General features: G+C 69.0%; 21 protein-coding genes and 1 pseudogene. 7 read left to right on the top strand and 15 right to left on the bottom strand.

Features of this window, described 5'->3' with window-relative positions; genetic code table 11:
* Positions 1-43: 43 nt before the first annotated feature.
* The 4 genes from npdG to IRY44_RS15465 form a co-directional block, all read right to left on the bottom strand.
* The gene (gene npdG / locus IRY44_RS15480; protein WP_194801103.1) at positions 44-742 is read right to left on the bottom strand and encodes an NADPH-dependent F420 reductase; all 699 of its coding nucleotides are present in this window, start codon (positions 740-742) and stop codon (positions 44-46) included.
* Positions 743-808: 66 nt separating this feature from the next.
* A complete protein-coding gene (locus tag IRY44_RS15475) occupies positions 809-2,245 on the bottom strand; it encodes an RNB domain-containing ribonuclease (protein WP_194801102.1) in 1,437 nt (478 codons plus the stop codon).
* Between the two features lie 61 nt (positions 2,246-2,306).
* A complete protein-coding gene (locus IRY44_RS15470) occupies positions 2,307-3,026 on the bottom strand; it encodes a histone (RefSeq protein ID WP_228532179.1) in 720 nt (239 codons plus the stop codon).
* A gap of 77 nt (positions 3,027-3,103) precedes the next feature.
* Positions 3,104-3,307 (bottom strand): hypothetical protein, encoded by a 204-nt coding sequence (locus tag IRY44_RS15465; protein ID WP_030273123.1) that lies wholly within the window; start codon positions 3,305-3,307, stop codon positions 3,104-3,106.
* Between the two features lie 182 nt (positions 3,308-3,489).
* Between IRY44_RS15465 and IRY44_RS15460 the strand changes: the two genes are divergently transcribed.
* A complete protein-coding gene (locus tag IRY44_RS15460; protein ID WP_370584953.1) occupies positions 3,490-4,764 on the top strand; it encodes a M48 family metalloprotease in 1,275 nt (424 codons plus the stop codon).
* Between the two features lie 3 nt (positions 4,765-4,767).
* Here IRY44_RS15460 and IRY44_RS15455 read toward each other — a convergent pair whose 3' ends face one another.
* A complete protein-coding gene (locus IRY44_RS15455) occupies positions 4,768-5,535 on the bottom strand; it encodes a hypothetical protein (protein WP_228532178.1) in 768 nt (255 codons plus the stop codon).
* Positions 5,532-5,855 carry a PadR family transcriptional regulator gene (locus IRY44_RS15450; protein ID WP_194801099.1) on the bottom strand — a complete coding sequence of 108 codons (324 nt, stop codon included), beginning with the start codon at positions 5,853-5,855 and terminating at the stop codon, positions 5,532-5,534. The genes IRY44_RS15455 and IRY44_RS15450 overlap by 4 nt, the downstream gene beginning before the upstream one ends.
* A 239-nt stretch (positions 5,856-6,094) precedes the next feature.
* Here IRY44_RS15450 and IRY44_RS15445 point away from each other — a divergent pair, with 239 nt between their 5' ends.
* Both IRY44_RS15445 and IRY44_RS15440 read left to right on the top strand, forming a co-directional pair.
* Entirely contained in the window at positions 6,095-6,466 is a 372-nt protein-coding gene (locus IRY44_RS15445) for a hypothetical protein (protein ID WP_013287772.1), read from the top strand.
* Positions 6,463-6,948 (top strand): roadblock/LC7 domain-containing protein, encoded by a 486-nt coding sequence (locus IRY44_RS15440; protein WP_194801098.1) that lies wholly within the window; start codon positions 6,463-6,465, stop codon positions 6,946-6,948. Before IRY44_RS15445 ends, IRY44_RS15440 begins: the two co-directional genes overlap by 4 nt.
* Before the next feature lie 150 nt (positions 6,949-7,098).
* Here IRY44_RS15440 and IRY44_RS15435 read toward each other — a convergent pair whose 3' ends face one another.
* The 4 genes from IRY44_RS15435 to IRY44_RS15420 all read right to left on the bottom strand — a co-directional run bounded on the left by IRY44_RS15435 (position 7,099) and on the right by IRY44_RS15420 (position 9,391).
* On the bottom strand, positions 7,099-8,055 hold the full coding sequence (locus IRY44_RS15435; RefSeq protein WP_194801097.1) for a threonine/serine dehydratase: 957 nt from the start codon (positions 8,053-8,055) through the stop codon (positions 7,099-7,101).
* Positions 8,056-8,187: 132 nt separating this feature from the next.
* The gene (locus IRY44_RS15430; RefSeq protein ID WP_194801096.1) at positions 8,188-8,583 is read right to left on the bottom strand and encodes a VOC family protein; all 396 of its coding nucleotides are present in this window, start codon (positions 8,581-8,583) and stop codon (positions 8,188-8,190) included.
* Between the two features lie 67 nt (positions 8,584-8,650).
* Positions 8,651-8,995, bottom strand: a complete 345-nt coding sequence (locus IRY44_RS15425) for a DUF6331 family protein (protein ID WP_194801095.1) — start codon at positions 8,993-8,995, stop codon at positions 8,651-8,653.
* Between the two features lie 27 nt (positions 8,996-9,022).
* Positions 9,023-9,391 (bottom strand): immunity 51 family protein, encoded by a 369-nt coding sequence (locus IRY44_RS15420; RefSeq protein ID WP_228532177.1) that lies wholly within the window; start codon positions 9,389-9,391, stop codon positions 9,023-9,025.
* A 98-nt stretch (positions 9,392-9,489) separates the two neighbouring features.
* Between IRY44_RS15420 and IRY44_RS15415 the strand changes: the two genes are divergently transcribed.
* The 3 genes from IRY44_RS15415 to IRY44_RS31285 all read left to right on the top strand — a co-directional run bounded on the left by IRY44_RS15415 (position 9,490) and on the right by IRY44_RS31285 (position 11,776).
* Entirely contained in the window at positions 9,490-9,894 is a 405-nt protein-coding gene (locus IRY44_RS15415; protein ID WP_228532176.1) for an ADP-ribosylation/crystallin J1, read from the top strand.
* A gap of 346 nt (positions 9,895-10,240) precedes the next feature.
* Positions 10,241-11,044 (top strand): hypothetical protein, encoded by an 804-nt coding sequence (locus IRY44_RS15410; RefSeq protein ID WP_194801094.1) that lies wholly within the window; start codon positions 10,241-10,243, stop codon positions 11,042-11,044.
* Between the two features lie 177 nt (positions 11,045-11,221).
* Positions 11,222-11,776 carry an SRPBCC family protein gene (locus tag IRY44_RS31285; protein ID WP_370584950.1) on the top strand — a complete coding sequence of 185 codons (555 nt, stop codon included), beginning with the start codon at positions 11,222-11,224 and terminating at the stop codon, positions 11,774-11,776.
* A gap of 279 nt (positions 11,777-12,055) precedes the next feature.
* Here IRY44_RS31285 and IRY44_RS15400 read toward each other — a convergent pair whose 3' ends face one another.
* The 5 genes and pseudogenes from IRY44_RS15400 to IRY44_RS15380 form a co-directional block, all read right to left on the bottom strand.
* Positions 12,056-13,171, bottom strand: a complete 1,116-nt coding sequence (locus tag IRY44_RS15400) for a hypothetical protein (RefSeq protein ID WP_194801092.1) — start codon at positions 13,169-13,171, stop codon at positions 12,056-12,058.
* A gap of 215 nt (positions 13,172-13,386) precedes the next feature.
* The gene (locus IRY44_RS15395; protein ID WP_194801091.1) at positions 13,387-14,589 is read right to left on the bottom strand and encodes a site-specific integrase; all 1,203 of its coding nucleotides are present in this window, start codon (positions 14,587-14,589) and stop codon (positions 13,387-13,389) included.
* Positions 14,589-14,768 (bottom strand): AlpA family transcriptional regulator, encoded by a 180-nt coding sequence (locus IRY44_RS15390; protein WP_194801090.1) that lies wholly within the window; start codon positions 14,766-14,768, stop codon positions 14,589-14,591. Before IRY44_RS15390 ends, IRY44_RS15395 begins: the two co-directional genes overlap by 1 nt.
* Positions 14,768-15,243, bottom strand: a pseudogene (locus IRY44_RS15385) (replication initiator); the annotation flags it as partial. The pseudogene IRY44_RS15385 and the gene IRY44_RS15390, both read right to left, overlap by 1 nt.
* 238 nt (positions 15,244-15,481) lie before the next feature.
* Complete coding sequence (locus IRY44_RS15380) at positions 15,482-16,744, bottom strand: hypothetical protein (RefSeq protein WP_194801089.1); 1,263 nt, start codon at positions 16,742-16,744, stop codon at positions 15,482-15,484.
* Between the two features lie 385 nt (positions 16,745-17,129).
* Between IRY44_RS15380 and IRY44_RS15375 the strand changes: the two genes are divergently transcribed.
* Complete coding sequence (locus tag IRY44_RS15375; RefSeq protein ID WP_194801088.1) at positions 17,130-17,603, top strand: hypothetical protein; 474 nt, start codon at positions 17,130-17,132, stop codon at positions 17,601-17,603.
* Positions 17,604-17,866: the final 263 nt, after the last annotated feature.

Genomic DNA, 17,866 nt, shown 5'->3' with positions numbered 1-17,866 from the left:
GGGTACGGCGGGAGCCGGCGCCGGCCGGTTCCCGCCGCGCTCGTCAGAGGTCGGTGACCCGGATGCCGGCGTGCGCCTTGTAGCGCTTGTTGATCGCGATCAGGTTCGCGGTGAACGCCTCGATCTGGTGGGCGTTGCGCAGCCGCCCGGCGTAGATGCCCCGCATGCCGGGGATCCGCGCGGCCAGCGCGCCGACCACGCCCACGAGTTCCCGGTCCTCGGTGCAGATCAGCACGTCCAGGTCGATCCGGTCGATCTCCGGGTCGGCCAGCAGCGGCGCGCTGACGTGGTTGAACGCGGCGCAGACCCGGGACTCGGGCAGCAGCGCGGCGGCCTGCTGCACGGCGCTGCCCTCGGCGACGGCGAGCGCGTACGGGCCCTGCTTGTCGAAGCCGAGCGGGTTGACGCAGTCCACCACGATCTTGCCGGCCAGCGGTCCGGCGAGCGCGGCGACGGTGGCCGCGTGCCCGTCCCACGGCACCGCGACGATCACCACGTCGCTGCGCCGGGCGACGTCCTCGTTGTCCCCGCCGGAGACCAGAGCGCCGTCCGGGATCCCGGGCAGCGCGGCGATCTCGGCGGCGGCCTGGGTGGCCCGCTCGGCGGTGCGGGAGCCGATCAGCACGGTCTGCCCGGCCCGGGCGAACCGGTAGGCGAGACCCCGCCCCTGGTCGCCGGTGCCACCGATGATGCCGACGGTCAGCCCGGAGACGTCGGGCAGCGTGGTCGCGTCGTAAGCCATGCGCTCATCCTCGCAAAGCGGGACCGCGTGCGGTGCATCCCGATGCTGTGACAATCGCCGCGCTGGTCACGCCCGTTCGAAGGCGACCCGGCGCTGGGCCGGGTCGGCGGCGGTGAGGCGTACCCGGACGCGTTCGCCAAGCGGCAGCTCACCGGTGCAGCGGGCGCGCACCGGCGGCTCGTCGAGCGCGATCGTGCCGCCGGGCGGACGGCCGGGGCGGCCGTTGCCCGCCGGGCGCGGTTCGTCCACGTCGAGCACGGCCGCCTCGAACGTCTCCCCCACCCGGTGCGCGAGCAGCACCGCCTCGGCCAGCTCCACCGCGCCACGGGTGGCGGCGCCCGCGGTGCGGTCGGTCGCGGCCATCACCTCGGGCAGTTTCGGCAGCGCGGCCCGGACCTGCTCGGGCACCTCGCGGCCCTCGTGCAGCGCCAGGCAGACCTCGGTGGCGTAGCGGTCGGCCAGCCGGCGCAGCGGTGCCGTGACGTGCGCGTACGCGGCCGCCACCCCGCCGTGCCCGGGCTGCTCGGGCAGCTCCCCGTCGAATGCGGTGTACGCGGCGCCGCGCATCAGCTCGGCGGCCTGGTCGACGAAGGCCGCGACCCGGGGCTGGGAGGTGTCCAGCCCGTCGAGCACCTGACCCACCGGGGTGCCGTCCGGCCAGGGCACGCCGAGCGGGTCGGCGGCGAGCCGCAGCCGCTCGACCGCCTCGGGCCGGGGCCGGGGCATGGTGCGGAGCAGCCCGATCCGGCCGGCCAGCATGATGTCGGCGGCGGCCATCCCGGTCAGCAGCGAGATCTGCGCGTTGTGCTCCTCCATCGGGCCGGGGCCGCGCAGCACCAGCCGCCACCCGTCGCCGTCGGGCTCGACGTCCTGCTCCGGCAGCGGCAGGTTGATCGCGCCCCGGCTCAGGCCCCGCGCGGTGAGCAGCGCGCCGACCTCGGGCAGCAGGGCGATCGGCTCGGGCAGCCGGCCCGCGTCGGCGTCGCGCTGCACGCCGCCGTAGTCGAGCTTGGCCCGGCTGCGCACCAGCGCCCGCTCCAGCGTGACCGCCACGGTGCCGCCGTCGGCGTCCAGGTCGACGGTCCAGAGCACGGCGGCCCGGTCGACGTCGGGCAGCAGACTGGCCGCTCCTTCGCTGAGCGTGTGCGGGTGCAGCGGCACGTTGCCGTCGGGCAGGTAGACCGTCTGCCCTCGGCGCCACGTCTCGGCCTCCAGGTCACCGCCGAGGCGTACGTGGGTCAGGACGTCAGCTATCGCGTACCGGACGCGGTAGCCGCCGCCGGGACGGCGGGTGAGGTGCATGGCCTGGTCGAGGTCGCGCGAGGTCGCCGGGTCGACGGTGACGAACGGGATGTCGGTCCGGTCGGCGACGGCGGGCGGCGGCGCGGCGGCCGCCAGGTCGGCCTCGCGCTGCGCCGCGGCCGGGAAGCTCTCGGGCAGTCCCAGCTCGCGGCGCAGCGCGCCGAAGTCGATACGGGGCGCCAGTACGCGTCGGATCACCACGCGGTCAATCCTGACAGCGCCCCGCACGTTCCGCTCCCCGGAGGGAGCGGTGTCCGCGGCGTCAGGCGCGGCGGGCCGGCGCCTTACGTGCGGTGGTGCTCTTGGCGGCGGTGCTCTTGCGGGCCGGCGCCTTCTTCGCGGCGGTGGTCTTCTTCGCCGCCGAGGTGGTCTTGCGGGCGGTGGTGGTCTTGCGCGCGGGCGCCTTCTTCGCCGCCGCCTTGCGCGCCGTGGGACGCGTCGAGGCGGTGGTCTTCTTCGCGGGCGCCTTCTTCGCCGCCGCGGTGGTCTTCTTCGCCGCCGCGGTGACCTTCCGCGCGCCGGTGGTCTTCTTGGCCGCCGTCGTCGTCTTCTTCGCCGCAGTCGTCTTGCGGGCCGGCGCCTTCTTCGCGGTGGCGGTGGTCCGGGCCGTCGTGGTCTTCCGGGCCGCGGTGGTCTTCTTCGCCGCCGCCGTCTTCTTGACGGCTGTCGTCTTCTTCGCGGTGGTCTTCTTCGCCGGCGCGGTCTTGGCGGCGGCCCGGCCGGCCGGCGCCGTACGAGCCGCGGTCTTCTTCGCCGTCGTCCTGCTGGTAGTGGTCTTGGTGGCCGGCGCCTTGCGCGCCGCCGACACGACCTTCCTGGCGGCCGCCTTCTTGGCCGCCGCCTTCTTCGCCGGTGTCCGCCCGGCGCCGGCGCCCGAGGCGTTCGGCGACGCCTTGGTGACCGTCGTCGTCCTGCCCGCGGCGGTCCTCTTCGCGGTCGTCCGTTTCGCGGCCGGGCGGGTGGCCTGCTGTGCTTCGGCCATCTCGGTTCCCTTTCCTGGGGACGTGCTCTCGCCCTCGCGGAGCACGGATCACCTCGACGCGGGCCCTCCCGCGCCGTCTAGCGGCCCTCCCCGGCCCAACGGGCGTCCTCGGCGTCCCACGCGTCGTTACGCTCCCGCACTGTCTGCAGGGCGTTGTCCGCGTCGGCGGCTGAGGCGTACGGTCCGAGAACGTGCTTGGCGGGGCACACGTCGGCATCGGTCTCGACCCGGTGGTGTCGCGTGCACCAGTAGTAGTGCCCACCACTTCCGTCGTCGCTCATGCGATCACTGTGCACCGGGAACCGCCCGGCCGCCACCGGAACGGCACAAATAGTCACGGCCTTCTCCACATTAGACCTGGTCGGGGCGGTTGTGGCGGGGAACGGCGGAAGACTCGGAGATGCCCGCACTCGTCCGAACGGCCGGTACCGGCGCCGGTGGGGAACGGACAGGATCGGCGCTCGTGATCACCACGACGACGGGCACGGGGGCCTGTCCGCGATGCGGCGCGACGCCGGTGTCGCTGGACGGGGCGTTGCCCTGGTGCGCCGGCTGCGACTGGAACCTCGACACCTACGACGCGCGCCGGCAGCCGCCGGAGTTCGGCTGGTCCTGGGTCGACCGGCGGACCCACCGGCTCGCCGCGCGGCTCACCCGCCGGCAGTACGCCGCGCTGCTCGGCCGGTCGCTGGAGCCGACCGGGCCCGGGTTCACCGGCGTTCTCGTCGCCGGCATCTCGGTGCTGCTCCTGCTCGGGGTGGCGGGGATCGCGGTGGCCGGGGTGTGGCTGCTGTTCGCGTACCCATTCCCGAACCTCGCGGTGGTCGGCGGCGTGGCGCTGATCGCGCTCGCGGTGGCGCTGCGGCCGCGTTTCGGCTGGCTCGACCGGGACCTGGACGTGCTCACCGAGCGGGAGGCGCCGGAGCTGCACGCACTGGTCCGGGAGGTGGCGACGGCGGTGGGCGCGCCGATGCCGCACGTGATCGGCGTCGACGGCGCCATCAACGCCTACGCGACGTCGGTGGGGCTGCGCCGGCGGCGCGTGCTCGGCCTCGGGCTGCCGCTGTGGGGCGCCCTGGACGGACCGGCGCGGGTCGCGTTGCTGGGCCACGAGCTGGGCCACTTCGTCAACGGCGACGTACGCCGGGGGCCGGTGACCCAGCCGGCGCTGACCATGCTCGGCAACGCCGCCGACCTGTTCCGGCCGCGGGGCGGGTCCGACGGCGGCGGCCTGCTGGTGATGGTCGGCGAGTGGCTCGGCCACCTGGCGTCCTGGACGCTGTCGCGGCTGCTGTTCGCCGGGCACGTGGTGCTGGTCGCGACCGCGCTGCGGGAGAGCCAGCGGGCCGAGTACCTGGCCGACGAGATGGCCGCCCGCGCCGGCGGCACGGCGGGCGCGACCCGGCTGCTGGACACGACGCTGCGGACCGACTCGGTGGCCACCGCCGTGCGCAACGCGGTACGCGGCGGCCACGGGCCGGACACCTGGCGGGTGGAGACGGGACGCGCGCTGGACGCCGCGGCGCAGCGGCTGTCGCTGGAACGGCAGCTCACCGTCCGGGAGGACGCCTCGCTGTTCGCCGCCCACCCGCCGACCGGTCTGCGGCACCGGATGCTCGGCGCGCGGCCCTGGCAGGACCCGGCGGTGACGCTCACCGAGGCGCGGGCCGCGCGGATCGACGCCGAGCTGGCCCGGCACTACGAGCGGGCCGGGCGGGCGCTGAGCTGGAACGCCTGACGCTCAGGCGGGTGCCGGGACGGGCTCCGGACCGGGTACGGCGGCGGGCGCCGGGCGGGCCGCCGCCATCGCGTACGCCACGGCGTAGGGCGTGCAGGCCAGGTAGAACATCGGCTCGACGAGCACCCGGTCGGTGATGCGGAACCGTTCCCACCCGGTCGGCCGGGGCAGCCCGAACGACGAATCGGTCCAGCAGGTGAACAGCCAGAGCGGCGCGGAGATCCGGTCCACCGCGTCCGGCGGCAGACCGTCGGCCACGGGTGCGGTGGCCGGGACCGAGGTGACCACCGCGAGCACCACCGCCGCGTCGGCCGCCACCAGCGCGCCGAGCAGACCGGCCAGCCACGCGAGGCGGACCCGGCCCCGGCGCGCCAGCGCCCCGGCGGCCCAGAGCGCCGGGACCAGCAGCGCCAGCCAGAGCAGCAGCCCGGGCACCGTCTCCCACACCCGGCTCTCGCCCCGGGCGGCGAGCAGCGCGAGCGTCGCGGTCACCGTCGCGGCGACCGGCAGCGCCACGCCGAGCGCGGTGGGCAGCGCCCCCACGCGTACGGTCCGGCGCGCGGCCCGGGTGACGACGATCGCGAGCGCCGTGCCGAGCAGCGCGGTGAGCGCCGACCAGGCCGGCAACTGCGCGGCGGCGGCCCACGGCACGCGCATCTCCAGCCACCCGTGGGCCACGCCCATCACCGCGCCCGCGAGCACGAGGACCGCGACGCAGGCTGGCGGCGCGACCAGCAACACCCCTGCGGTACGCCCCAGCGGCCGGGTCACCACACCGGCGCCCAGACCAGGTCCGGGCCGGCAGGTTCGGCGGGTACGAGGGCACGCAGCTCGGTCAGCGCCGACCGGGCCGAGCGGATGCCCTCGCCGGTGAGGCGGTAGTAGCGGCGGGCCGGGCGGCCGGCGGCGGCCGGGTCGACGTCCTCCCAGTCGGCGGCGAGCCAGCCCGCCGCCTGAAGGCGGTGCAGCACCGGGTAGAGCGTCCCGCTGGGCAGGCCGGTGAGCCGCATCAGGTCGAGGCCGTAGCGCGGCGCCTCGGGCTCGGCGAGCAGCGCCGAGAGCACCTTCGCCACCGGAATGGTGAGTCGCACGGGCGCACTCTATCGGATCTCTACATAGCGTGGATGCACCGTCTTACCGGGACAGACGGCGACAAGTAATGGACGGCGCGGTCCCTTCGCCGGGACCGGCGGCCGGTCCGGGAGGGCCCGCTCAGGTGGATCACCGGTGGCCCGTGTGCACCTCGCGTCTCCATATGCGAGCCTCGACGGACCGCACCCGCTGCCCGCCCGCTCCGGCGGACAGCGACCCGAGCTGGGGAGAGAAAATCGTGGGCAACCTTGACATCGCGCTGAAGAACGCGATGAACATCGACGGCGCGATCGGGGCCGCGCTCGTCGACTACACCAGTGGCATGACCCTCGGCGTCGCCGGGGGCACCGGCGAGATCGACCTGACGGTCGCCGCCGCCGGCAACACCGACGTCGTACGCGCCAAGCTGCGCACCATCGAGATGCTCAAGCTCGACGACGAGATCGAGGACATCCTGATCACGCTCGGCAGCCAGTACCACCTGATCCGCCCGCTGAGCAACCGCACCGGCAAGGGCCTGTTCCTCTACCTGATGGTGAGCAAGAGCCGGGCCAACCTCGCAATGGCCAGACACCAACTGCGCACGATCGAGGAGAGCCTGGAACTGTGAGCCGGGTGGACGACCTCCCCCGCCGTACGCGCCCCCAGACCGGCACCCTGCCGCCACCACGGGCGCTTCCACAGTCGCTGGCCGGCAACCCGGCGCTGCCGTACCCGGCCATCGCCCAGGAACTCTCCGCGCTGCGGCTGCAGATCCCCGGCGTGCACGGATGCGTCCTCGGCGGCGTCGACGGCCTGCTCGTCACGCACAACCTGCAGAACGGCGCCGACCCGGACGACCTGGCCGCGCTCGCCGCCACCATGTACGGGCTCGGCCGCCAGGTCGGGTCACGGTTGGGGCAGGGCGACTTCCAGCAGTCCACGGTGCGTAACGCGGGCGGCTACCTCAGCGTGTACGCGATCAACGGAGAGGCGCTGCTCGCCGTGATCGGCACGGACAGCATCAACGTGGCGCGGCTGCACCTGCACGCCCCGACCACCGCGGCCCGGCTCGCCGAACTGCTCGACGGCGTCAGCCCGGCCACGTCCTGACGTACGCCGGTCGTCCCGGTCCCACCCGTCCGGACCGGAGGCGGCCGGCGTACCCCCGGGTTCTGCCGTTCGTGTGGCGCGGAGGTCGCGCGCCTTGTGCGGCGGCGCGCTCGGCGCGGCGGTCGCGTGGTGCGCGGTGGGCGCTGCGGGTCAGAGGCCGAAACGGCCGGCCCACGTGGTCACGTCGGCGACAGTGGCGTTGCCGCCGCAGACCACCAGGCCCAGCCGGGCGTCATCCCCCACCCGCTCGATCACGCGGCGGGCGGCGGGCAGCAGGCACCCGGCGGCGGGCTCGGCCCACACCTTGGCGTGCTCGGCCAACTCCAGCGTGCCGCGCACCGCCTCGGCGTCGGAGACCACGAGAACGTCGCTGACCAGCGCCGTCACATGGTCGTAGGTGAGCTGCGAGACGCTCGGCGCGCTGAGCGTGGTGACGATCGACGACAGCGGCACCTCGACCGGGCCGCCCTTCGCGATCGCCTGCGACATCGCCTGCGCGCCCTCGGTCTCCACGCCCCAGACGCGTACCCCCGGCCGGCGCGCCCGCAGCGCCGCCGCCACACCCGAGATCAGCGCGCCGCCGCCGATGCTGACCAGCACGTCGGTCAGCTCACCGGCGTCGTCGGCCAGTTCCAGCCCGACAGTGCCCTGCCCGGCGAGCACGATCGGGTCGTCGAACGGGTGCAGCAGCGTCACGCCCTCGTCCCGCAGCCGGTTCATCAGCGCGAAGGCGCCGGCCATGTCCTCGGTCAGCCGCACGTCCGCCCCGGCCGCACGGGCCACCTCGACCGCACGGGCGGGCGCGCTGCGCGGCATGACCACTGTCGCCGCCACCCCGAGGGCACCCGCCATCACCGCGACCGCGATGCCGTGGTTGCCGCCGCTGACCGCTACCACCCCGGCCGCCCGCTCCGCGTCGTCGAGCGCAAGCAGCTTCGCCGCCGCACCACGGGCCTTGAACGAGCCGGTACGTTGCAGCAGCTCCAGCTTGGCGGTGACCGGTACGCCGAGCAGCTCGGTCAGTCCCGGGCTGGGCAGAGTCGGGGTGTGCACGACGACATCGGCGATCCGGTCGGCGGCCGCCTGGATGTCCGCAAGCTCGATCACCACCGCAGCGTCCCACACCGGCCCTCACACCCCGCGCCGTCCCCGCCGCGCGCCCTCGTGGCCCGCGCTCGCGGCCCGCGCTCGCGGCCCGCGCCCGCCGATCTTGGAGCTGGGGCGGCCGTTCGGTCGCTGTCACGAGCGAGTAGCGGCTACCTCGGCGTCGCTGCGGAGGATGCAGAACTCGTTGCCCTCCGGGTCGGCGAGCACCACCCAGCCGGTGCCGTCGCTCTCACGCCGGTCGGCCACCACTGCCGCACCCAGCCCGGTCAGCCGGGCCAGTTCCTCGTCGCGCGTCCCCTCGACGGGGCGCAGGTCGAGGTGGATGCGGTTCTTGACCTGCTTCGCGTCCGGCACCTCGATGAACAGCAGGCGGTGCCGCCCGTCCCGCGAGTAGATCATGCACTCCTCGTGGCCCGGCTCGTTCGGGTCGTCCGGGTCCTCGCGGTAGTCGAGGACCGATGCCCACCAGCGGGACAGGGCGTAGGCGTCGGCACAGTCCACGGTGGTGTGGGACACGTAGGAGGTCATCACCGGATCATCGCAAGTCCTGATCGCCCCGGAGCGCCCGGTCGCTCCCGGACCGGCCACCGGCTCGCTAGGTGTCAGCGCCGCCCACGGACGCGTCGCCGGCCGCCAGTCCCGCGTCGAGCGCGTGCAGGAAATCCAGCAACTCGCGCCGCGCGGCCTCGTCATGCGTGCGGTGGTTCAAGAAGTCCGACGTGACGCAACGGGAGCGGTCCTCGACCACCTCGATCAGCTCGATGAGTTGAAGCCGGGCTTCGATCACCGCGGCCGAGCCCACCTGGTGGCACCAGTCCTCGATCAGGTCGGGGTCCGTGGAGACGGCATCGATCCCGCAGCACCCGACAACGCACTCGACCTCGCAGAAGGCGATGCACTTACGCAGGGGCGAGGGCACTTCGACCGCCACGTCCGCCATCGCCTCTCCTCCCCGCCGCGTCAGCTGTCAGTCGTCGAACTCGAACCCGCGCGCTGCGGCGTCGTTGACCAGCCGCCGCATGCGTTCACCGTCGGTGGCGACCGCGTTCATCAAGGCCTCCAGTTCTTGCAGCGCGCCTCGATCGGTGCCGTAGGCGCAGAACATGCCGGCCTCAGGGTCATAGGCGAATCGACCTTCGAGCGCCGGGGCCCCGGTGCGGACGAGGACCTCCGCGACGCCTGCCCAGAAGTACCCGTTGGGCTCGTGACCAAGCTCCCCGATCACACCGTCGACTGGAGTGGTCCCGGCATCCAGCAGCAGCGAATACTGTCCGGGAGTGGTCTCGATCAGCCGGAGCGAGGTCATCTTCGAAGCCTGACAGTGGTCGGTGGTCATGGCAAGATCCGGAAGTCTCCGTCAGGCGCTCAGTTCCGCTCCTCCACGCGGCGCAGTCATCTGCAAACCTCACACTCAACGGGCACGAGGTGCGGCGAATGTTCGATCCGGCGGGACTGTCCGGCATCGCGACCGACCGCGGCAGCGGGGGCGACGTGAGCAGCGACGTAACGACAGTGCTGTGGCGCCCCCTGGGACAGCAGGAACTCGGTCTCGTCCGCGAGGCAGGAGGTCGCAGGTGGCCGCCACTCTCGCCGGAGCACACTCACTTCTTCCCGATGCTCGACGAGGACTTCGCCATCAGAGCTGCCCAAGACTGGAACCTGTTCGGATCCGTGCGCTACGTGGCCCGCTTCCACGTCGAGACAGGCTTCCTGGGCCGCTACTCGACACGGTCCTTCGGCGGATCCGCCGCTCCGATGCTGTGGGTTGCAGCCGAGGAACTCGACGAGTTCAACGCGCACATCGTCGGTTCGATCGAGGTCATCCACGAATTCCGGTAGCGGGTGACCGGTACGGACGGCACCTTCGCGCGGCGTCGTCCCAGCCCAACCGGCCGCACGTCGCCGGGATCATCCAATGACCATCGACACCCGGAGTGCCCGAGGTAGGAGGCGAGGGCCTTGATGCTCTCCCCGGCATCGAGCAGCGCCGAGGCGCGGAAGTGCCGCAGCGCGTGCATGCCGGTCGTCCTCGACGGCACGATGCCTGCCCCCGTGACGGCAAGTCGACACGCTTTGGCGTCGAACCAGACTCACCTGGCTCAACGTTGGAACGTCCTGCCAGGCCGGAGCGCCGTTCGAGAAACTTGCTTGCTGCAACCGGCTCGGTGAGGGAAGGGTGCTGCGCGTGACCAAAGCACCCGACGGTCTCAACCTTCCACCGGGTCTCTCGCCCCAGCGCCTGGAAGTGCTGACAGAGCTTGCGGACCGGAACGATACGGATCACGGCGAGGACTTGGTGGGCCTGGTCCTCTCCGGTTCGGTAGGCCGAGGGCTTGCCACGGACCGCTCAGACCTGGACGTGTACGTCGTTCTCACCGACCAGGGCATGGGCGAGCGCAAGACGACCCGATCCCCTGACCTCGACGAGATCCCGGTTCCGGTCTCCCAGTTGGAAGAGGTACCCCCATTCGGGAGCGGAGGCTGGTGGTTCCGCTGGTCGTTCGCGTGGGCCCCGATCCTCCTCGACCGCACACAAGGCCGGCTGTCCTCCGCCCTTCACCGGTTGGCCACGGTGACGCCCGACGAGGCAGAGACGATTCTCGTCGAGCATGACCGCCTGGACGGGTGGCTGAACTATGCCTACCGGGCCCTCAAGAGCGACCGCGACGGACGCGAATTGGAACGCCGCCTCGATGCTGCCGAATCAGTGCCCTGGCTGCTGGACGTCATCTTTTCGCTGGCCGGACGGGTGCGTCCCTATCACAAGTATCTGCCTTGGGAACTCCGCGAACACCCCGTGCCTGAGTGGGATGCACGCGAACTCCTGTCATTGCTACAGGCCACCCTCGACGGCGATCCGGCCGCCATACGGGCAACCTTCAAGCGGGTCGAGAACCTCTGCGCGACCTTTGACGACGAGCGTCCCGTGCCCGTGCTGACCCCCACCATCGAAGGCTGGGGAGACGAACTGCAGATCCTCCGACACTGACCGGAGGTACCACCACCAGTCGACGCCTGAGTGATGCGGGGTCATACGCGATCCGCGAGGTCAGGTGTCGCACATCAGGTGGCGGAAGACTGTCGCGCATCAGTCGGCGGAGGAAAGGCCGGCTGCCGACGATGTCGGTTCTCAGGACCTGCATGACAGAGCAGTCTCGGAACGTGGGTGACACGTCCGGCTGGACGCTCTTGCACCGTTGACGGTGGGACTACCGTCGGAGGCGTGATCGTGCGTACGCGCTGGGCGATCCCCCACCCGCCTGAGGTGCTGTGGCCAGCACTCTGCGACTCACGCCTTGAGCTGCAGCCCCGGTGCCCGGTGTTCTACCTGGGTACGCCTCGACCGACGATGTGCCGGTTGCCCGATGGCCCAGGCGAGGTAGACGCGGCCCGGCAGTGTGTCTCGGAGCAAGGGGTGGTGCGGCAGCGGATCACCGTATGGGAGCCACCAGCCCGGCTGGCGTTCCACATGGAGTCGACGGATCTTGGTTTCCACCGCTACGTTGACTATCTCGGGGATCTATTCGAGATGGCCCCTGCTGGTCATGGCACGCAGGTCACCCGGACCACGACGTTGACAGTCCGCGGGTTCGGCCGCGCCGTGCTCTATCCGGCGTTATGGGTCGGGTTGAAGTCGGTGCACCGCTTCGTGTTCCGCAACTGGCAGAAGATGGTGTTATCGCCCCCTCGGCCAGGTGACGCTCACTCGCCTACCAGGTGATCGGCCGTCTGACGCATATGGAGTCTTGACAAACGACGACCAGTTCAGACGACAGATGTGGCGTCTGAACTGATGGGCGACGGACGAGTCGACCTGTACGCCAGATTGTGGGTGTGAAACACCGGCTGGCCTGGGGCGAAGTCCGGCGGCAACCACTGTAGGCCGTCGCCAGGCCGTCAGACGTAGAACGAAGACCTCCTCAAAGCGTGACCGGCTGTCGCCGTATCACAGATCAACCTTTAATGAGGCCAGTGCAGCCGGCACCAACCCTCAGTCCCGCTATGGACGGGAAGAAGGCGAGAGGAGCCACGCCACAACTCTCTTCAGCCATTGCATAACCATGATCAGTTTCGCTCCGATGCCAGCCAGCGCCACACCCAGCGCTACCAGGGAGACAGTTAGTACGGTTCGGCGAGCAGAGAAAGCTATTACAGCTCCGAACAACGAAACCACGCTGCCCATCAAAAGGGTGACACCAGTCCAGGCTGGCCGCAAGGGAGCGCAGATCAGCAATGCCATCTGAAATACTCCGATGCTGATGAGCGGCCAGCCGATCTCGGGGGAACCAGAGGCGTGAGCGACACCGATACCAACAAGCAGCGCACTGAAGATGCCAGCAAGGGGAACGGCAAAGATGGCAAAAACTACAGCCAGATCCGAAGGAAGAGTGTCTAGCACTGACACGAATTCCTCCTCATCATCAAGCTCGCCAGAATCAAGCCACTCCGAATACCACAACATCGCATTTGCCGCAAGCAGCCCGACAAGCCCGGCGTCGAGCGCCGCCAGAGAGAACCCCCAATAGCCATTGGCGAGCAGGAAGATGCCGATACCTGCGATTGCGAAGCTGCTTGCTCCAAGCAGGGCCGAAGTGCATTTAGTCGCAAGCCCTCCGATCGCCAAACCTGCCACCACGCCAAGCAATCCGATCGAAAGTGCCCCTAATCCAAGGGCCACGCTGCGCTGAATCACCGATGCCCCGTACCCGGCTACCGCAACGCCCGCTCCAACAAAACCCACACCTAGGACGACGAAGGTGGCAGCGAGTGGGTCAGACGTCATCAAGGCCGCAAGCATGACCAGCCCAACCGCCACGATAAGTAGATATGTCGCCGCTCGGGAATCAACCAAGACGATGATCGCCAGCAGAAAGGCCAACACCAGCGATCCGTACTGCGCCAGCTTGGCCAACCGGGCACGGGGGGCGCGTTGGCGGATCCACCTGGCGGCCATCAGGGCACCTGCCGCCACGAGCGCGGAAGCGAGTGCCGGAAAGCCGAAACGGTCGCTAGCCAGATTAATCGCTATTCCGCCGGCAGCGCCGAGCGTGAGTGTCACCCACCTGTCGATAGGAACCGACTGGTACGAGGGATCTCTTTTATTGACCTCCGTCACGGCTGACAGCCTATGGTGCCGGCACCAAAATCTGCCTGCGCCTTGCAGCGGGCACCTTGGAGGGAGATGCCCGCTTTGTTCTATCTTGCAGCAGAAGCGATTCAGGCCGTCTGGACCGGTGAAAGCGCGACACAAGCGGCGCGGTCAAGAGCCGGGCCATGCCCTGATGCACCGGCACGACGGCGCCGTCTATGGGCGAAGTACCGCCGCCCAGCTCAGGCATGCTGTCCATGAGTGTCGAATAGGTCGTCGATCGCGCTCCGGGTGCGTTCCTCGCTGGCGGGCATCAGGTGGGTGTAGACGCGAAGAGTGAACCCAGGGTCGGCGTGGCCGAGGTACGACGCCAGTGCCTTGATGCTCTCCCCCGCGTCGAGCAACGCCGAAGCGTAGAAGTGGCGCAGCGCGTGCATGCCGGTGGCCCGGATCGGCGTGATGCCGGCCGCCCGTACGGCGGGGCACCAACTCTTGTCGTCGAAGGTGTGTCGGTTGATCGCACCGCGCCGGGTGGTGATGAACAGCAGCGGCACCGTCACCCGCTCCTCGTCGGCCGGGTTCTCCCACGGCAGGGTGAGCGACACTGGCGGGAAGTCGTCGATGTGCTGACGCAGCACCAGGGCGACGGAGTCCGGCAGCGGTATCCGGCGGTCCCGGTCGTTCTTGGGCAGGCCGAAGACGAGCCGGGAGCGGACGAGCTTGACCTGACGCGAGACGTGCACCCAACCGGCGTCAAGGTCGATGTCGTCGACGAGCCCCAGAATTTCGCCCTGCCGCAGACCGCAGCCTGCGCCCAGGTCAACCATCGCCCGGTACCGCTGGGCGAGGCCACCGCGGATTGCCGAAACCTGGTCGTAGCGCAGCGGCACCACCCGGCGCTGTACCGGTCGCGGCGCGGTGACCGACTTTGCCGAACACGGGTTCTTCGCGATCCGTTCGTCGTCGACGGCCGCGCCGAGGATGGTCCGCAGGTGCGCGAAGATGACAGCCCGGGTAGCAGGGGCCAGCTTGCCGACCAACGCCGCGTCCCACTCCCGGATGTGGCCCGGCTTGATCGCCCCCAGTTGCCGAGAGCCGAAGAACGGCAGCAGGTGCTTGCGTACCCGATGCTCGGTGACCTCCCGCGTCGACTCGTCGAAGGAACGGGTGCGGAGCCAGGATTCGGCGTACTCGGCGAAGGTGATGCGGCCGGCGGACGGGTCGACGTAGGAGCCACGCAGCTTGTCCGTCTCGGTCGAGACCATGAACGCCCCAGCCTCACACTTGGCCCGGTCCGGGAAGGACTGGCTACGTTCCCGGCCATCCGGACCGATGTACCGGACCCTGTAACGCATCCCCTTGCCGAACAGAGCCGACTTGACTCGTTCCCTCCGGCCGCCGGGATGTTTGATCACCTTGTACCAACGGTCCTCGAAGTACCCCATCAGGCCGCCGCCTGCTCACGAACCCAGGCCCGGACCGCTTCCGGCTCGTAGCGCAGGTGTCGGCCGACCCGGGCCGCCGGCGGACCGTACTTGACCTTCCGCCAGCGGTACAGCGTTTCCTGCGGTACCCGGAGGTACGCCGATACGTCCCGAGCCGTCCACAGCTCGTCCTTGGCCATTACAGCCCCTCCCCCGTCTTGTCGTGCGCTTCCGTCGTCGAGGTGTCCTCGGGGAGCTGGGCCGCGCGGTCCTTGGCGGCGAGCAGTTCGGAGCGCCAGCGGGCGCGTTCGCTGATCGACCGCAGCAGCCGGTGAGCCATCGCCGGCACGTCGGGATCATCCGGGCGGGCCAGTTCCCCGCGTGCCGGACCGGTTCGACGGTGGCGCCCTGGTCGTCGACGCCATCGAGTCCGACGGTGACGCCGAGCAGCGCCCGCACCCAGGCCCGTACGTCGTGCTTGTGGTCACTCAGCGTCTTGCCGGACCAGTCGCGGGAGATGAGGATGCGCCGGCCGCCGATGCCGAGGGTGTCCCGCTGGTGGACCTTGCCCTTGCAGCGGCCCGGCTTGAGCTTCGCGTGTGCCTTCTTCGGCTGAACGCCGCAGAGCAGCCAGTTCGCGCAGCGGTCGGTGCAGGGGGTCAAGTGAGCGTCACGTCGCCGCCGACCCTGAACTTGCGGCAATCTTCGCTGTCGAAGTCGGCTCACCGCTGGTCGAGCAGCAGCGCGTAATCGAGCTAGCGGGCAAATTGAATCGGTTGTCAGAACCTATCGACGAATGCAGGCAGATTCGAATGATTTAGTGACATAATTGCGCAATGCGAGCTATTCGCAGTTTGCGACGAGTATAGAGTCACGTTCGGAGCACTCGCACCCCGGAGCACCAACAGGAAAGCTACTTACTAATCAGTTTAGTCAATCCTGAAAAATCCCCCCCATTGATGGCGCCATATAGGGCCAGAGTAAACGCACCCATTGCAGCGGCCGCATTGAACGCTTTAGTTGGCCCGTCAACTAGGTCCAATACCGCAACAAGCCGATTCATCGACCAACCTTTCCGGCTTGAGGCCGGCAGGTCTTCCCCGGCAACTTCCGGCGCAAGCTTTTCGACCGCCAATCCCGCCGCATGCAAAAGTCCCGGATCTCTAGGTTCAGCAAGACAACTGGCTACGAGTTCCAGGGTGCTACGAATTTCCTTCACCGGAACAGCGTCAGGCGTTACGGGGTTAACCAAAGTGCGGCGAATGGCGACATCAAGCCCATCCAATACACGCGACAATGGATGGGGCACCAACAACTGGCGCAATTCAGGAGCGATGGAAGTCGCAGAAAGGCGCATTTGCTGGGCAAGCAATGCCAGACCATGACGCCAGTGTCCCAATGGATCAGGTATGGGCGAGTACTTACCGTACGACGCCTCGCCCCCGTCCTGTTGGGAAATTTGATCAAGCAATGCCATCAGTGCCCGGGTAGGCTCCATCTGGCGTCGCACCGCTCGGACCTTACGCGAAACCACCAGGAAGTACGCCACAACGCCCGATGCAACAAAACAACCCGTGACCAGCAGAGAGAGATCCCCAAAAAGGTCAGCCTTGATTCTATCGAGACTCCTACTCTCGGTTGAAATAATCAAGAATGATGTAGCGAATAAGTAAGTTAGAGAAAACGGAGCTAAGCGAAGAAGCGAGTAGGAGTAGAGTGCCATTGAAGACTCCAAGAATGACCTATTGCTAATCATGCCACTCGACTTGGAGATTCTTCTCAGCTCCCTTGAATGCGGGGACGTGGCGATCTTACTGGCACCAGAAGTAACGATAGAAAAGCCGAAGATCGCCGCCGTAAATGCCGTCGTAATGAGGCTAGCCGCCATTCCCTGAACATAGTCTTGCTGATCCGCGGCAGCCGCCATCCGCACGAGCAAATAACCAAACCCATAAGGGGCGCCAATAGCGATTGCCGCAAGGAAAGAACCGATCAAGCCGAGCCAAAGAAGGCGCCCAAGGTTGGCCCAAACTGCAATCATTGGAGGGCCTTGATTAGCCGCTAGCCACGATTTGAGCTTTCGAATAATGACTCTGTCGAAGCGGTGGATTAGCGAGGATGCGCTGCGGTACGCGCTAACCCTAACCAAAAGCCAACCGAGGAAAATCCTAACCACGGGGCGAATTGGGTTAAGGCGGTAGGGCTGCGATGCAAGGAACGGAAGCCGAGGAGATAGTTTAGCGGAAATCGACACGCGAAGCGCCATCATGCAGGAACACGCCCAGCGAATCGCGAGGTACGGAGCAACGAGACTTAAAAAAATCCCACTTAGCAACCACAACATGGAACTGCTCCTACACCTGATCGGCCCCGTTCAATCTTGCAGAGGCTGTCAAGCCTCGTGGCTGCTGAATCGTTCTGTACTAGATCAAGGCCGCGCTCCGCGCGGTGCGGGGCGGCAAGCCCGGCCGGCGGCAAGCCGCAGACAGCTGCCGGGACACCGCCCCAGGAGGCTCGGTATCGGATTGCCAGGTGACCAGGAAGCCTGAACCATCCACCGAGTGGACATCGTCGCCCAGTGGGTCCGCGTCTCCTGGACCAAGCAGTCACGCGGAGGCCACCACGCCGCCCGCCGCAACGCCCTGCCCACGGCATTCACGCTGCCGCAGCACCATGCGCCCCTCACCCACGAAGTCACGATGCACGAGCACGACGGCTTCCAACCAGCCATCTCCCTGCACCACGGCACACCTTCCTGCGACGCCGTCCAACTCCGCCACACCGAGGACCAGATCCGCATCGAGCTGATCCCGACGGCTTGGGGCATGCCCCGCCGACACCGCCGCCCGCCAGCCGTACGCCTCCCCCGAGGCCAATGGCTACGCTGGCAGATCAACTACCGCTTCACCCACCACTGCACCGGAGATTGGCTCTACCGCCTCGACACGCTGAACATCGCCCACGGCCCCGTACCCATCGATGTCTTCCTGACCGAACCACACGAGAGCATCGATGAACGGGCCTATCTGCGCTGACTGTGCCGCCGCAGGGCGGTACGGAAGCCGGCGGGTCGACCTGAACGCGTGGTCGGGGCTTCCGGCTGCCGCACCAGTCCAACCCCGGGACTGGCTTGCCATCGGGTATCCAGGTCACGCCAGCAGCTCGACCGCCAGAACGTGCCCGGCCGCATCCCGCACGCCGTCCGCCGTCGACGAGGACCAGGCCGCCACCGAGCCCTCAGCAGGCCACCGCAGACGGGTCCAACTGATCCGAGAGTCAAGGAATCCTGGGCCGTCTC

The organism is Micromonospora sp. ANENR4 (assembly GCF_015354395.1).
Classification (GTDB): Bacteria; Actinomycetota; Actinomycetes; order Mycobacteriales; family Micromonosporaceae; genus Micromonospora; species Micromonospora aurantiaca.
This window is presented reverse-complemented; position numbering and strand designations above follow the sequence as displayed.

Excerpts from the sequence above, each read along its gene's own strand:
- IRY44_RS15465 (WP_030273123.1), bottom strand. The coding sequence starts at position 3,307 with ATGAGCGACGACGGAAGTGGTGGGCACTACTACTGGTGCACGCGACAC.
- IRY44_RS15430 (WP_194801096.1), bottom strand. The coding sequence starts at position 8,583 with ATGACCTCCTACGTGTCCCACACCACCGTGGACTGTGCCGACGCCTAC.
- IRY44_RS15395 (WP_194801091.1), bottom strand. The coding sequence starts at position 14,589 with ATGGGGTACTTCGAGGACCGTTGGTACAAGGTGATCAAACATCCCGGC.
- IRY44_RS15390 (WP_194801090.1), bottom strand. The coding sequence starts at position 14,768 with ATGGCCAAGGACGAGCTGTGGACGGCTCGGGACGTATCGGCGTACCTC.
- IRY44_RS15470 (WP_228532179.1), bottom strand. The coding sequence starts at position 3,026 with ATGGCCGAAGCACAGCAGGCCACCCGCCCGGCCGCGAAACGGACGACC.
- IRY44_RS15415 (WP_228532176.1), top strand. The coding sequence starts at position 9,490 with ATGTTCGATCCGGCGGGACTGTCCGGCATCGCGACCGACCGCGGCAGC.
- IRY44_RS15425 (WP_194801095.1), bottom strand. The coding sequence starts at position 8,995 with ATGGCGGACGTGGCGGTCGAAGTGCCCTCGCCCCTGCGTAAGTGCATC.
- IRY44_RS15420 (WP_228532177.1), bottom strand. The coding sequence starts at position 9,391 with ATGACCACCGACCACTGTCAGGCTTCGAAGATGACCTCGCTCCGGCTG.
- npdG (WP_194801103.1), bottom strand. The coding sequence starts at position 742 with ATGGCTTACGACGCGACCACGCTGCCCGACGTCTCCGGGCTGACCGTC.